This window comes from Wolbachia endosymbiont of Encarsia formosa, assembly GCF_039540065.1.
In the GTDB taxonomy this organism is placed as follows: domain Bacteria; phylum Pseudomonadota; class Alphaproteobacteria; order Rickettsiales; family Anaplasmataceae; genus Wolbachia.
In genome coordinates this window covers 57,445-71,211 of sequence record NZ_CP154278.1, presented here as the reverse complement: position 1 = coordinate 71,211, position 13,767 = coordinate 57,445, and the positions used below count along the sequence as shown (strand labels likewise).

Here is a 13,767-nt window from a genome sequence, read left to right as displayed (position 1 = left end):
TGAAAAATGTGTATAAATCATAATGTTAATGCTGAGTCTTTATTTAAGCTAGTTGATCAAGGGAATAAAAAAGAGAAAGAAAAAATTAAAGAGTTTATAAAGTACTTTTATAATTTTGTTTATAATAGCGATCTAAAAGTCAACGGTAAGTTTCTTTTATACATTGCAGAAGATGCATACAACTTCATTCTTAAAAAAGAAAAAGAAGAAAGTAAATTGGCAGTAAGTAATGTAAATGATATTTCAGGAATAGAAGGCAATTTCACTACAATTAAAATCACAAATAATGACATGCCTTTTTTAGTGGATTCTATTATTTATACTATTAAGTCACACGATTTAACCATATGCTACTACAGCAATAGCATAATCAGTATTAAAAGAAAGAATGGCCTGATTGACGAGATTTGCCATTTAGAAGAGGACAATGGTGTCAAAGAATCAGTAATATATGTAATTATTAAAGGTATAAGTGACAGTTTTGTTGATACATTAGAAGAATCTCTACGAAAGACACTGAAGGCAGTTAATTGCGTTGTAAAAGACTGGCAATTGATGCTCAAGAAGCTTCTTGAGCATCCGGCATTGGATGCTGGAGGCAGAGATTTTCTAGCTTGGTTAAAGAATAACAATTTTGTATTTCTAGGTTATCAAGAATATATTGCTAATAAAGAAGGAAAGCTTGCTCTGAGTGGTAAAGAGAGCCTTGGGTTAATGAGAGCAAGTGAAGAGTATCAAAATTCATCAATTTCTTCTGAAAATTTAGATTCTTTATATATATTAAGATCAGATCTAATATCAATAGTTCATCGTCGTACGTACATGAATTGTATAGGAGTGAAAGAATTTAATGACCAGGGTAATGTAATAAGGGAACAGCATTTTTTTGGGCTATTTACTTCTGTAGCAGAAGTGCAAGATATTCGAACTATTCCGGTAATAAAGGATAAGGTTACAACAATAGAAAAAAAGGCAGGATTTGTTCCTGGTGGCCATAACAATAAAGCTTTAATTTCCATTTTACAGGCATTTTCTTGTGACGAATTATTCCAATCAAATGAAGACGAGTTATTTGAAATTTGCACCTCGATCATGTCTCTTGCGATTAGACCAAGAGTCAAGTTATTTTTGAGAAAGGTAGGGGATTTTATTAGTTGCATAGTACTGATACCGATGCGTTATGCTAGCGCTAGGCTAATGTTTAAGATACGTGATATATTGAAGGATGAGACGAATGCAGAAAGTTCCGATATTTATAACAATCATATTATAAATGAATATGATTTGATGAAATTACATGTAGTACTAAAGGCCAAAAATGCTAGCGTTTTTGATGATCTTATAGAAAATAAATTAAGAAACATTACAGAAAAATGGGAAGATCGTTTTATAGACAATTTATATAATACTTTTAGCACTGTTGAGGATATATTCATCCGTTATTGCAAGGCATTTCCAATAAGCTATCAAGAGAGTTTTGAACCTCACGATGCATATTACGATATGAAAAAATTAGAGATAGTGAGAAAGAAAGGAGTTAGCGAGGTTGATTTGAGACTTACTCGTGACAATCTCAACTATCAATTGAAGGTTTACACTCCAAATAGCGGTGGTCTTGAATTATCAAAGATATTGAAAATTACTAAGAATTTTGGAGCGAAGATTCTATCTCATAATGGTTATTACATAGAAATCAACGGCGGAATATGGATACACCATTTTTTGTTATCAAGAGTCGATGAATTAATAAATAACATTACTCTGAAAGAACAGTTTGAGATGACGCTTGTCAAAGTGTTTAGCAAGGAAATAAAAAATGACTATTTTAATAGTTTGGTCATTATTGCTGGACTGGAGTGGAAAGAAGTGCTTCTGATTAGAGCTCTAAGTGCCTATCTAAAGCAGACGTTATTTAACTATAATCAGGAATATATTCAAAAAGTAGTATCAGAGTATCCAAAAATAATGAAACATCTAATACAGCTGTTTCATTCAAGATTTAATCCAAGTATAGATGTTGATAGAGCGGAAACTACTGATATTTTTAGAGAAAAAATTGAAGAACTACTAAAAGAGATCAGTAATGTTTCACATGATTACGTTTTACGTTCGATATTTAACTTGATAATGGCAATTTTAAGGACCAGTTATTATCAAGGTGACAAGCCATACTTATCTATAAAATTTGATTCAAGTAAAATAAATGGGTTACCTGATCCTCGCCCGTATCGTGAATTATATGTCTATTCGAACCTTTTTGAGGGAATACATCTAAGAGGAGGAAAATTAGCTCGTGGTGGTTTAAGATGGTCGGATAGGACGGAAGATTTTCGCACTGAAGTTTTGGGACTCATGAAAGCTCAGATGACAAAAAATGCGGTTATTGTGCCTGTTGGTGCAAAGGGTGGTTTTGTAATAAAGCAAGTTTATAAAGATAAAAATATTTTAAGAGATAAAGGTGTTGAGTGTTATAGGAATTTTATCAGAGGAATGCTTGATATTACTGATAATGTGATTGATGGTAAAATAATTCCACCAAAGAATGTCATTAGATATGACGAAGATGATCCATATTTGGTAGTTGCAGCAGATAAAGGTACTGCTTCTTTTTCTGATTATGCTAATCAAATAGCCTCTGAATATAATTTTTGGCTCGGAGATGCATTTGCATCTGGTGGATCAGCAGGGTATGACCATAAAAAGATGGGCATTACAGCAAAAGGTGCGTGGATTGCTGCACAAAGGCATTTTTGGAAAATGAATAAAGAGATTTATCAAGATGTGACTGTTATCGGAATTGGAGATATGGCTGGTGACTTATTTGGAAACGGTATGTTGCTTTCAAAAAATATAAATTTAATCGGCGCATTTAACCATATGCATATTTTCATTGATCCAAACCCTGATGCAGAAAAGAGTTTCGCAGAGCGTAAACGCCTCTTTGAATTACCGTTTTCAACTTGGATGGATTACAGCAAAGATTTGATTTCTCGAGGTGGTGGGGTATTTGAGCGTATTAGCAAGCAAATAGACATTTCTCGAGAAATGAAAAAGTGCTTTGATATAACAGAAGATACGTTATCTCCAAGTTACTTGATCCAATATCTGCTCAAAGCAAAAGTGGACTTCATATGGAATGGAGGAATTGGCACATTTGTTAAAGCAAAGAATGAAAGTCATAGCATGGTTGGTGATAAAGCAAACGATGAGTTAAGAGTAAATGGTCAAGATATTAGAGCTTCTATGTTTATAGAGGGCGGTAATCTCGGTTGCACGCAGCTTGGGAGGGTAGAATATGCTAAAATAGGTGGGTACATCAATGCAGATTTTGTTGACAATTCAGCTGGAGTAATATGCTCCGATCTTGAAGTTAACATTAAGATTGCATTTATGAAAGAAAGTGGAATTTCCCTAGAGAAAAGGAATGAAATACTGGCTAGCATGGTAGACGAAGTTGCATCTAAGGTACTTGAAGATCATAACAAGATTGAAACAAAAGCATTGCTCCTTGAGTGCTTGCAAGCTAAAGAAAGGTTGGAGCAGCACCATAAATTATTAGTCAGTTTAGAGAAATCTGGCTTGTTAAATCGAGATGTAGAATTCCTTCCAGCTGAAGAAGAAGTAGCAAGGATATTAACTGGCGCGGAAGGTTTTAGTTCTCCTCAGCTTTCTGTTCTCATGTCTTATGCAAGAACAGCAATAAAAAATGAAATTATACACTCTGATCTGCCTGAAAAAGATTTCTTGTGCCGTGATTACTTACTACATTATTTTCCACAAAAGATGGTAACAGAGTTTAAGTATTCCATACTAAAGCATCAACTTTGCAGGGAAATTATCTCTACTTGCATTGCAAACGATGTAGTAAATAGAATGGGATGTATATTTATTAATAATCTAGTTGAAAGTACTGGAATTAAAGTACACGAAGCAGTTAACATATATATCGTTGTTAATCACCTATATAATTTAAATAGCCTATGGCAGGAAATTGATGAATTGGATGGAAAAATTGATGTTGATTCGTACTTGCAAGTAGTAAGAAGTGTACAAAAATTTATTGGTAGAGTATCGTTTTGGTTAGTAAAAAATCTTGGTGACCTCAATCTAGTAAAACTAGATGATGTTACAAAATTTAGGGGTGCAATTGAAACCTTATGCCATGACATTTTAGATAAGCGCCTATTAAAGATCTATAACCATGGATTAAATTCTTTGATAGAGCTTAACATAGATAAAGATTTAGCAAAAAAGGTTGCTGATCTACGTATTCTTATTTATGCGCTGGACGTTATATCTGTTGCTGAACAGACATATTTGTCTCTTTTTGAAGCTGGTAAAATATACTTTGAGTTAAAGTCGCTGTTAAGATTCGATCTTATTAGAACAATTGCCATCAAGATGAAAAGACATTCTTCTTATTGGGATCGCAGCTTAATCAATGACTTATTAGATGATTTAAGCAATTATCATCATAAGCTGACTGTTAAAGTTATAAAAGCTATTGATAATCATGTACAAACTTGGGCTCTTAATGATAAGGATCATATAGAACGTTACAATAGCTTTTTAAATGAGATGGTTGCTTCTAAACTTGATTTAAGTAAATTAACACTCATAATCAAGAGAGTAAAAGTACTTGCTTCGTAGAAAAAAATGTTTAATATAGGATTTTCAGAAATTTTAGTTGTAGCTTTAGTAAGTATAATTGTTCTTGATAAGAGTAAAGTATCTGTGTTTTTTAATCTTATTAAAAATATGTATAGGTATTTTGTGATTGTGAAGTCAAGAATTAGGAATTTGTTGAAGGATGCCGGGATTGAAGAGTTATATGAGGAGTGTGACGTTGAAAAAGTCAATTACATAGTTGGTAAAGATGGCAAGCTTTATCCTGCTTATAATGTAGATAATACAAAAGATGACAGCAAAGATCCTAGTAGTAGATGATATACCTTCTAATGTTAAACTTTTAGAAGCTCAGCTAAAAGCAGAGTACTATACAGTTATAGTAGCTCATGATGGCGAGGAGGCGATAGATTTAGTAAAGAAACAGCAGCCAGATATTATCTTACTTGATGTCATGATGCCAAAAATGAGTGGTTTTGAGGTTTGTAAGCAGCTAAAGAATGATCCCTTAACGACTTATATTCCAATAATTATGGTAACTGCGCTGCATGACACTCATGATAGAGTGCAAGGAATTAATGCTGGTGCGGATGACTTTCTAACTAAGCCGATAGATGAAACTGCTTTATCTGCAAGAATTAAGTCTCTTGTGCGCTTAAAGATGATAATAGACGAGTTGTGCTTGAGAGGAGAAACTAATGCTGAGATTGGTGGGGTAGCAGAAAGCAGTATTATGGATTATTCTAATCAGATTTTTGATGCTAACATACTTGTTGTAGATGAGGACACTTTTCAAGCAGAGCAGATAAATAATGTTCTAAAGCAACGCTTCAGATCAATTAAAATACTGCACGATCCAAAAGAAGCATTGAAGGTTGGTATTAAGGATAATTACGACTTGATTATTTCTGACATGCAATTTTCAAAAACTGATGGCCTACGTTTGTGTTCTAAGTTTCGTAGTAAAGTAGAAACACGTTATACACCAATTCTGATCCTTTCTGAAGATTATGATAAAAGCAATTTAGTAAAGGCACTTGATGTAGGTGCTAATGATTATTTAACAGTACCTTTAGATAAGAGTGAATTAATAGCTAGGGTTAATTCGCAAGTGAAACGCAAAAGATATCAAGATGCCTTGAGAATGAATTTATTTAATAATGTGGAGATGTCTATAAAGGATCCATTAACTAACTGTTATAATAGAAGATATTTTGATGCACACTTAAGAAATATTGTTAAGGATTCTGTGGAAAAAGATAGAAGTTTATCCCTTATGATACTTGATATAGATTATTTTAAGATGGTGAATGATAACTTTGGGCATAATGCTGGAGATGAATTTTTAAAGGAAATACAGAAAAGAATTTCTGAAAATATCAGAGTGACAGATTTGCTGGCTAGGTTTGGTGGTGAGGAATTTGTTGTTGTAATGCCAGATACCAGTGTATCAGATGCGTATACTATTGCAGAGAGAATACGAAAAATTATTGCCAAAGAACCTATACTTGTGGGTAAAAATACAACCCATAATGTAACTGTGAGCATTGGAGTTTCAGCAATGCAAAGATCTGACCTTGATGATGTTAAAAAATTTATAGTACGTGCTGACAAATATTTATATAAAGCAAAAAACAGTGGTAGAAATAGAGTGATTACTGGTTGAAGTTCCTTCAAATAGGTAGTAACTAAGATTCAAATGATAGCATAAAATTTCTCAACTCCGGAAATTTCGCATTTAACTGTAGAAATAGATATTTATTTAAAAAATACCCTGTAATTTTTAGCACTAGTCTGAATTCTTGATATGAGTAGCTATTTTGTAGGTTGTTATTGTATACATCATGCAACATCTGTGGAAAAGGTAGTAATTTATCTGCATAACAGTCACCTACTTTTTTTGACACTGCTCTACCAGTTTTTGGAGAAATAAACTGTAGATTTTCTTTCACACCTGTTACAGCACATTTTGATAGGTCTAACTTAAATCCAAGTTGCGTAAGAAGCAGAAGCTCTAAGTTAAGGTAATAACTTTGCCAAAATTGGCTATTGTGTTTTATTACATCGATGAAGTGTCTAAAATTATCATACAACTTGGTACAGGATTCACTTTCTGGAAGCACTTTTTCTAATATAGACGAGAAAGAAACAATAGCAATGCTTTTTAACCTATCTTGAAAGAAATGATGAAGTGGAGATTCAATCAATTCGCACTTTAAAAAACCTAGATTTTCAGGTAATTTAGCACTCCATTCTGCATGTAATAGATTGCTTATTTGAAACTTATAATTACTATTATTTGTTAAACTAGTTAATCCTCTGCACTTTCCATGATTTTTTGTAAATAGAGAAAGAATTAAATTTTTATCACCGTATTTTTTAGCAGCTATAATAACACCTTCATCTTTCCATCTCATTTAGAGTATATTAACCGTATGATATTATAGAGATAATAAAATTAGTGTAGCAAATTTGGGTTTAAGTCAACTGAAATATATTGACTTTATGTGCAATATTAGCTTTAAACCAGTAAAACAAGCTGCTCAACATATGCGCCCTCTCTATTTTAATTATATTCTTCTTTTATCTCTATGTTGTTTTTTGCTTTTTTCAATGCAAGCCCAACCGGATGATTCGTCAGTTATTCCTATACCACAAAGAAAAAAAGAATTAGTTGAAGTAGTACAACCGAGGCAAATTATTGAAATGCAGGAAATTGATGAGGATATTCCAATTCCAAAAAGAAAAAAGGTTGTAGAAAGAAAGCTAAAAGAAGACATCAAAGAGGTGAAAAATGAAATAAGAGATAAGAAAAACATTGAGAACAAAGATGATGAGTTAGTTGTAACAGAAATTATTAATTCTATAAGGGATAAACTGACAGAGTGTTGGAGCATTCCTGAGGGCATAGTTTATAAAGAAAATTTTAGTATAAAAATTAACTTGTTATTATCCAGTAAAGGTGAGATCGTTGTAGCCAACGTAGTAGATAGTAGTTCTTATCAAAATAATCCTATTTTTAGATCAGCAGCAGATAATGCAATGCGTGCAGTGTATAAATGTAGCGCGTTAATTGGCTTACCTGCTGAGCATCATCACATTTGGCGCGAAGTCACGTTAGATTTTATTCTAAATAGGTGAATTTACGTTACCTAAATTAGTTACTTGTGATGAAAAATAGATCAGCAAATTTTCAATCAACAACAGCTAAAGACCTTTCTGCAATGTTGATTTCTCTTATATCTGTAACTTCGTTATTCTGATTAAACGAAATTTGCAGAGACTTACTACTGTACTTCCTTTTTCCCAAGAAGTTAGCTTGTTTAATTTTATATGAGACATAGTACCAAACATTTTCGTCGAACTTTGATACTAATGTTGGCGATCCTAAAGTATGAACCACTTTTTCTCTATCATCACCTACTTTTATTTTGCTCCACAGTTCAACATTAATGCCAGGAACTCCGTGATTATAGATAGTGTGCATGCAGCCTACTGAAAACAGTAAAACAGAAAATATTAATACTCGCATTTTGTCAATTATTTATTTGAAATCATAATACACTGATAAACTATCTGTCGTCAAATTTCAAAAAAGTTAAATTGACTGATTCTCAATATCATTTAATATAATATTTACTTCAAAATAATTAGGTACCTTATGTCATTGCTAGAAGCAGATCCAATATACAAGCCTTTTAATTATCCTTGGGCATATGATGCATGGTTGCAGCAACAAAGGATACACTGGATACCTGAAGAAGTTCCGCTTGCTGATGATGTGAAAGATTGGAAAACTAAACTTTCTAATGTAGAGAAAAATTTATTGACCCAGATTTTTAGGTTTTTTACTCAAGCAGATATTGAAGTAAATAATTGCTATATGAGGCATTATTCAAATATATTTAAGCCAACAGAAATATGTATGATGCTTGCAAGCTTTTCCAATATGGAGACTATACACATTGCAGCCTATTCATACCTTCTAGATACGATTGGCATGCCAGAAAGTGAATATCAAGCATTCTTAAAATATGATGCTATGAGAAAGAAGTATGAATACATGTTAGAATTTGAGGAAAGTAAAAATCACGATAAAAAACATGTTGCTAAAACTTTAGCAGTATTTGGTGCCTTCACTGAAGGATTGCAATTATTTGCATCATTTGCAATTTTGCTCAATTTTCAACGGTTTGGAAAAATGAAAGGTATGGGGCAAATAATTGCTTGGTCAGCACGTGACGAAACCTTGCACACCAATTCAATTATTAATTTGTTCAATACGTTTATTAAAGAGAATAATGAAATTTGGAATGACGAGTTCAAAGAAGAATTATATTCTGCATGTCGCACTATTGTTGAACTTGAAGATGAATTTATAAGTCTTGCTTTTGATTTAGGAGATGTTGAAGGGCTATCTGCAGAGGAAGTGCGCAATTATATACGTTACATAGCAAACAGAAGGTTAACGCAATTAGGTATTAAATCTATATATAATGTTAAAGATAACCCTATTCCGTGGCTTGATGAAATACTAAATGGCGTGGAACATACAAATTTCTTTGAAAATAGAGTAACAGAGTATAGCCGTGCAGCTACTCAAGGCACTTGGGAGGAAGCTTTTGCTAAAAACGATACAAAAAGTGAATAGCAGTAACTTCACCCTTTTTTATCGTTTCAACGGAAGCTTGCGCTCAACTGACTTCTCTCGCGCTTTTATTTGCTTCCTAGAGCTCATTTGTGCCTTTATATGATTGCTGTTTAAGTTAATTATATGAAAGAGCTACAGCGGCGGTTCAAACTCCTTTTCAACAGATTTAAAGAGAGAATGATCAAAATTGGTGTCGACACTTGATATTTGATGAGTTTGAAAAGATTCATACTGAAACTGAATTTACCTGTGATATAGCTGATGTGCTCAGTGAATTTATCATGTGGTTTCCTGAAAGAAATCGTCTTGGAATAGCTTATCCTGACGATATGTATAATTATGCAGTTTTAAAGAAGGGCGCTGTAAATACTCGAGCAAAAGCCCCTTTTTCTTGCTTGAGTGTTTGTGATCTTTAGTTAAGTTCTTGACTTTATTATTTAAATATATCGTAATTAAAGTATATTATTTATAGGAGAGTTTGATATGCAAAAGTATGAAGAGTTAAATGAAACACAAAAAGGATTATATGATGAGTTGAAAGATCCAGTAAGCGAAGATGTTGATATTAGTACTGTTATTGCAAAATTTAGCGAAAATGATTTCCTGCCTGTTCTTACAACAATTGATGATAAAGGTTATATACTGCTTAACACTTTCGAAGTAGTTGGTGTAGATAAATTTAAAGCAGTTTTGAGTGAAGCGCAAAAGCAGGGTCTTCTTGAAGAAGTTGTAAATGGAAAGATTTTATCTTCTAATGATCAAGATGAGGTGAAATCTATCTTGGTTTTTGTAATAGGCATTACGAAGAGTTGTCGGACTCTTCTTGTCATAGAAATACATCCAGTAGCCAGCTGCTGATCCCTATTACTAATAATGTCTTGCAATACTATACTTAGTCTGTGTCATTTCTCCCTAACCTCAGCAAAAGCTAATACTGATATATACTAAGCCTACCATAATCTGTCAATAGATTTCTTTGTTGAAAATTTCGAGAGACCTCACACCGTATCTGCTACAGAACAGAAAATGAACCCGCAAGACTATAGAAACTATCTCCAATATTTTCTAATTCACTCTGTATTTCACTGAGTGTAGTAGTGTCTTCTTCTAGACGCTGTACCCGTGTTACTGTATGTTGTATTGGTTGATCATCTGACTTCTCTGGGGCTTTGTATGGCCTATTATTGTTACATGCTACCTTACAACTAGCTAGATCGATTACTTCATACCACTTCTAGTAATTCCTTTCACAATTTCTGTGGCAAATATTAATTGGATCGTAAGTTCTTAATACAGTATATTCTGAATTATTTAACATAACATTCTCCTTAATTAAAAAACTAACATAATATTAACATATTAGCATTAATATTATGTTAGTATCAGTATAACTATTTTTTAATACATTTTTTACGAAAGTTAAAAGAGGTATTATACAGCCCTCCTTCCTCTCCACCTTAACAATTATTTATTGAAAATTTTAGGAAAATGTTGTATAATTGTGCAGTAGTAGAATCTGGTAAAACTCATGGCAAACGCTAATTTAGCTTTCAGTAAACAAACTTTACAGCATCTTGCTGAATTATCTGAACTTACTAAGCAACCTGCTCAAGCATTAGCAGAAAAACTACTAAGAAAAGCCATCGAGCTTGAAATCGAGGATTTTTTAGCGTCTAAAATTTCTGATGAGCGTGATGTTGAAGGTGCAGAAACAGTCGATTTTGAAGATATTAAGTGGGATTAGAGCATTATAAAGTTAAGTCTCTCAAAAGTGTTGTTGAAAGAGATTTACCAAACCTTCAAAAAACAATAAGGCTAAGAATCCAAAAGGCTATAAAAGAACGTCTTACAGTTGACCCAATAAACCTCGGTGAACCATTACATCATAACCTAAAAGGACATAGAAGACTAAGAGTTGGTGAATATCGTATAATTTACAGAGTAAATCAATTAGAACAAATAGTAACTATCACAGAGATAGGACATAGATGTGATACTTATAAAAAATAAACCTCAACATTAAATATCTTATTATACACCCTCCTTCCTGATCCATTCAATACCTTAGGTGGCTTTGCTCAGCTCAAAAATAACTCATTTTTTTGGCTACCCCCCACTATAAGTTATATATATTATATGTATAATATATATAACTCATTGGGAGAGGCGACGAAACAAGATCTTGAGTTTGAGGAGCCTCCGGTTTAAGGTATGGAATGGATCAGGAAGGAGGACTCAGGGTCGATGAGGCCAATATTTGATTATCTCAAAGAATACAGAGACTACATCGATAAACGGCTAGCAAACCCCGACGAAATAGAAGGAATAACCACAGGAATAAAGGAGCTTACAGGTGGCTTCAAGGAAGGAGAGCTCTCTGTGCTTGCAGCACGCACTTCAATTGGTAAGACCTCAATAGCATTATACATGAGGCCGCAAAGCTCTTAAATGACTACGAGTATGTCTGCTTCTTCTCGCTTGAAATGTCAGCCAATCAACTCATCAATAGAATCATCAGCATCAAAGTCAATGAGACAGTCAACACTATCATTAAAAATAAGAACATGGAGCTTCTGTACCAAGGATTAAGTGAGCTATCTTTCTTAAATCTTCTTGTCAGGAAGTATGGATTTAAATGTTCTAAGAAAAAAGATCGCATCAATTGATAAGCAATACAGTATAAAATGCATCTACATTGATTATTTGCAGTTACTTAGAGGATCAGGAAGAACAGAGAACAGAACGCTTGAGGTAACAGAGATCAGCAGAACGTTAAAGAACATCGCTAAAGACTTTGAAGTTCCTGTTGTAGCACTATCACAAATTAGTCGCAGAGTAGAAGAAAGACAAAACAAAAGACCGCAATTAGCAGACCTCAGAGAGTCAGGGAGCATCGAACAAGATGTGTTTACTACTCTACAGAGACAGCTACTATAAAATAGGCTCTAATAACGAACTGGAGATAAACGTTGCAAAAAATAGAAGTGGCTCAACAGGTAAAGTTACTGTGCCTTATCAAGTTAATACTGGTAGTTTAACGTTTTAGTAAGTCTAAGGGAGTGTTAAATAAACCATAAGCGTCAAGTTAAGGAAATAAAGGTATGAAAGAGATAGAATAATAAGGTATAAGTTCTCCCAGATATACTTTTAGTGAGAGAACCAATGAATAAAATAACTTGCTTATCAAAAAAGCTCAAAGAATTTTTTAATGAAAAAGCAGATAAAATCTCAATTAGAACAGGGTTCATAAAAAGAAAGAGAAAGCTAAGAGGTTCATCGTTTATAAAAGCCATGGTCTTGGGAAATATAGGGGTTGATAATTGTAGCATAGAAACAATGTGTCAATTATTAAATGAAGACTCGATAGAGATGACAAAACAGGGTTTAGACTTTAGATTTACCGAGGAAGCAGTGGAATTTATGAAAAGGATGTATAATGAATCTTTAATGTTATTTAAAGGTATTTTGCAAATTAATTGTAGAATTTTGAAGCACTTTAGAAGTGTTAAGTTATTGGACAGTAGCTATATTAGCCTACATAATAGTATGGAAAACATGTATAAAGGATATGGCACAAGCTACAGTGGTTATGAAAGCAATACTAAATCTGTAATAAAATTACAACTAGTTTTTGATTACCTAAATCAAACATTAACCCAACTTAACATAACAGAGGGAATAAGGTCAGACCATGGGTATATAAGGTATTTAAGCAGTATATCAAACAACGATTTGCTAATATCTGACCTGGGTTATTTTGTGCCAAGTTCTTTTAAGCAACTCAATGAAACAGGAGCTTATTTTATAAGTCGTTGATACCAATATATATGATATAGAAACAAATCAAAAAATAGAGTTATTAGAATGTTTAGAGGATAAATTATTTCTAGAAAATGATGTGCTGTTAGGAAAAGAGACAAAAGTTAAAGTAAGAATTATATGTCAAAAGCTAACTGAAGAACAGTCCATGGCCAGAAGAAGAAAGGCTAATAGATTAGCAAAATCACATGGGTATACATCTTCTAAAAGGAACCAAAAGTTATTGAATTGGTCAATATTCATAACTAATGTGTTTCAGAGAATAAAATTAGTGCTGAACAGGTATTAACAATTTACAGAGCAAGATGGCAAATTGAACTATTATTCAAATTATATAAGAGCCATATAAGACTTGATAAACTGAAAGGAAAGCCATATAGGGTATTATGTGAATTATATGCTAAATTATGTGCAGTTCTTATATTTCATGGAATAGTTGGTTGTACAGAACTAAAAAAGGACACAGAACTTAGTCTAACAAAGGCATTCATCGAACTAAAAAGAAGAATTAGGGAGTTATTTTTAGCATTAAGCAGTAGAATTAATAATTTGAGAATCTTCCTAAAAAAGCTTACCACAGACTGGTCACAATTTTCTGTGAAAGACAGGTATAGAAAAATTAGAGTCTCCACACTAAGCTCATTGAACTTTCTAACACTTGCTTCTTAACT

12 protein-coding genes and 2 pseudogenes are annotated in these 13,767 nt (G+C 33.0%); 12 read left to right on the top strand and 2 right to left on the bottom strand.

Translation table 11 applies throughout. From position 1 onward, the window contains the following. Window positions 1–6 precede the first annotated feature (6 nt). From AAE962_RS00430 to AAE962_RS00420, 3 genes are read left to right on the top strand one after another with little or no spacing between them, the layout of a single operon-like run. On the top strand, window positions 7–4,650 hold the full coding sequence (locus AAE962_RS00430; protein WP_343289116.1) for an NAD-glutamate dehydrogenase: 4,644 nt from the start codon (window positions 7–9) through the stop codon (window positions 4,648–4,650). A 6-nt stretch (window positions 4,651–4,656) separates the two neighbouring features. Next, window positions 4,657–4,947: a hypothetical protein gene (locus tag AAE962_RS00425; RefSeq protein WP_343289115.1), complete on the top strand. Its 291-nt coding sequence runs from the start codon at window positions 4,657–4,659 to the stop codon at window positions 4,945–4,947. Beyond that, window positions 4,919–6,292, top strand: a complete 1,374-nt coding sequence (locus AAE962_RS00420) for a PleD family two-component system response regulator (protein WP_343289114.1) — start codon at window positions 4,919–4,921, stop codon at window positions 6,290–6,292. Before AAE962_RS00425 ends, AAE962_RS00420 begins: the two co-directional genes overlap by 29 nt. 22 nt (window positions 6,293–6,314) lie before the next feature. Here AAE962_RS00420 and recO read toward each other — a convergent pair whose 3' ends face one another. Next, a complete protein-coding gene (gene recO / locus AAE962_RS00415; protein WP_343289113.1) occupies window positions 6,315–7,043 on the bottom strand; it encodes a DNA repair protein RecO in 729 nt (242 codons plus the stop codon). Between the two features lie 196 nt (window positions 7,044–7,239). Between recO and AAE962_RS00410 the strand changes: the two genes are divergently transcribed. After that, window positions 7,240–7,767, top strand: coding sequence for a hypothetical protein (locus AAE962_RS00410; protein ID WP_343289112.1), 528 nt, complete (start codon window positions 7,240–7,242; stop codon window positions 7,765–7,767). A 52-nt stretch (window positions 7,768–7,819) separates the two neighbouring features. On the opposite strand, the gene AAE962_RS00405 is transcribed toward AAE962_RS00410, so the two are convergent. Beyond that, window positions 7,820–8,158, bottom strand: a complete 339-nt coding sequence (locus AAE962_RS00405) for an outer membrane protein assembly factor BamE (protein ID WP_343289111.1) — start codon at window positions 8,156–8,158, stop codon at window positions 7,820–7,822. A gap of 129 nt (window positions 8,159–8,287) precedes the next feature. On the opposite strand from AAE962_RS00405, the gene AAE962_RS00400 reads away from it, so the two are divergent. The 8 genes and pseudogenes from AAE962_RS00400 (at window position 8,288) to AAE962_RS00365 (ending at window position 13,765) form a co-directional block, all read left to right on the top strand. Then, a complete protein-coding gene (locus AAE962_RS00400) occupies window positions 8,288–9,277 on the top strand; it encodes a ribonucleotide-diphosphate reductase subunit beta (RefSeq protein ID WP_343289110.1) in 990 nt (329 codons plus the stop codon). 200 nt (window positions 9,278–9,477) lie between these two features. After that, window positions 9,478–9,693: a hypothetical protein gene (locus tag AAE962_RS00395; RefSeq protein ID WP_343289109.1), complete on the top strand. Its 216-nt coding sequence runs from the start codon at window positions 9,478–9,480 to the stop codon at window positions 9,691–9,693. Window positions 9,694–9,760: 67 nt separating this feature from the next. After that, window positions 9,761–10,135, top strand: coding sequence for a hypothetical protein (locus AAE962_RS00390; RefSeq protein WP_343289108.1), 375 nt, complete (start codon window positions 9,761–9,763; stop codon window positions 10,133–10,135). A gap of 670 nt (window positions 10,136–10,805) precedes the next feature. Then, window positions 10,806–11,021, top strand: coding sequence for a hypothetical protein (locus tag AAE962_RS00385; protein WP_343289107.1), 216 nt, complete (start codon window positions 10,806–10,808; stop codon window positions 11,019–11,021). Then, complete coding sequence (locus AAE962_RS00380; protein ID WP_343289106.1) at window positions 11,012–11,287, top strand: type II toxin-antitoxin system RelE/ParE family toxin; 276 nt, start codon at window positions 11,012–11,014, stop codon at window positions 11,285–11,287. Before AAE962_RS00385 ends, AAE962_RS00380 begins: the two co-directional genes overlap by 10 nt. A gap of 234 nt (window positions 11,288–11,521) precedes the next feature. Then, on the top strand, window positions 11,522–11,725 hold the full coding sequence (locus AAE962_RS00375; RefSeq protein ID WP_343289105.1) for a DnaB-like helicase C-terminal domain-containing protein: 204 nt from the start codon (window positions 11,522–11,524) through the stop codon (window positions 11,723–11,725). A gap of 177 nt (window positions 11,726–11,902) precedes the next feature. Further along, window positions 11,903–12,323 (top strand): annotated as a pseudogene (locus AAE962_RS00370) (replicative DNA helicase). Window positions 12,324–12,439: 116 nt separating this feature from the next. Further along, window positions 12,440–13,765, top strand: a pseudogene (locus tag AAE962_RS00365) (IS4 family transposase). Window positions 13,766–13,767: the final 2 nt, after the last annotated feature.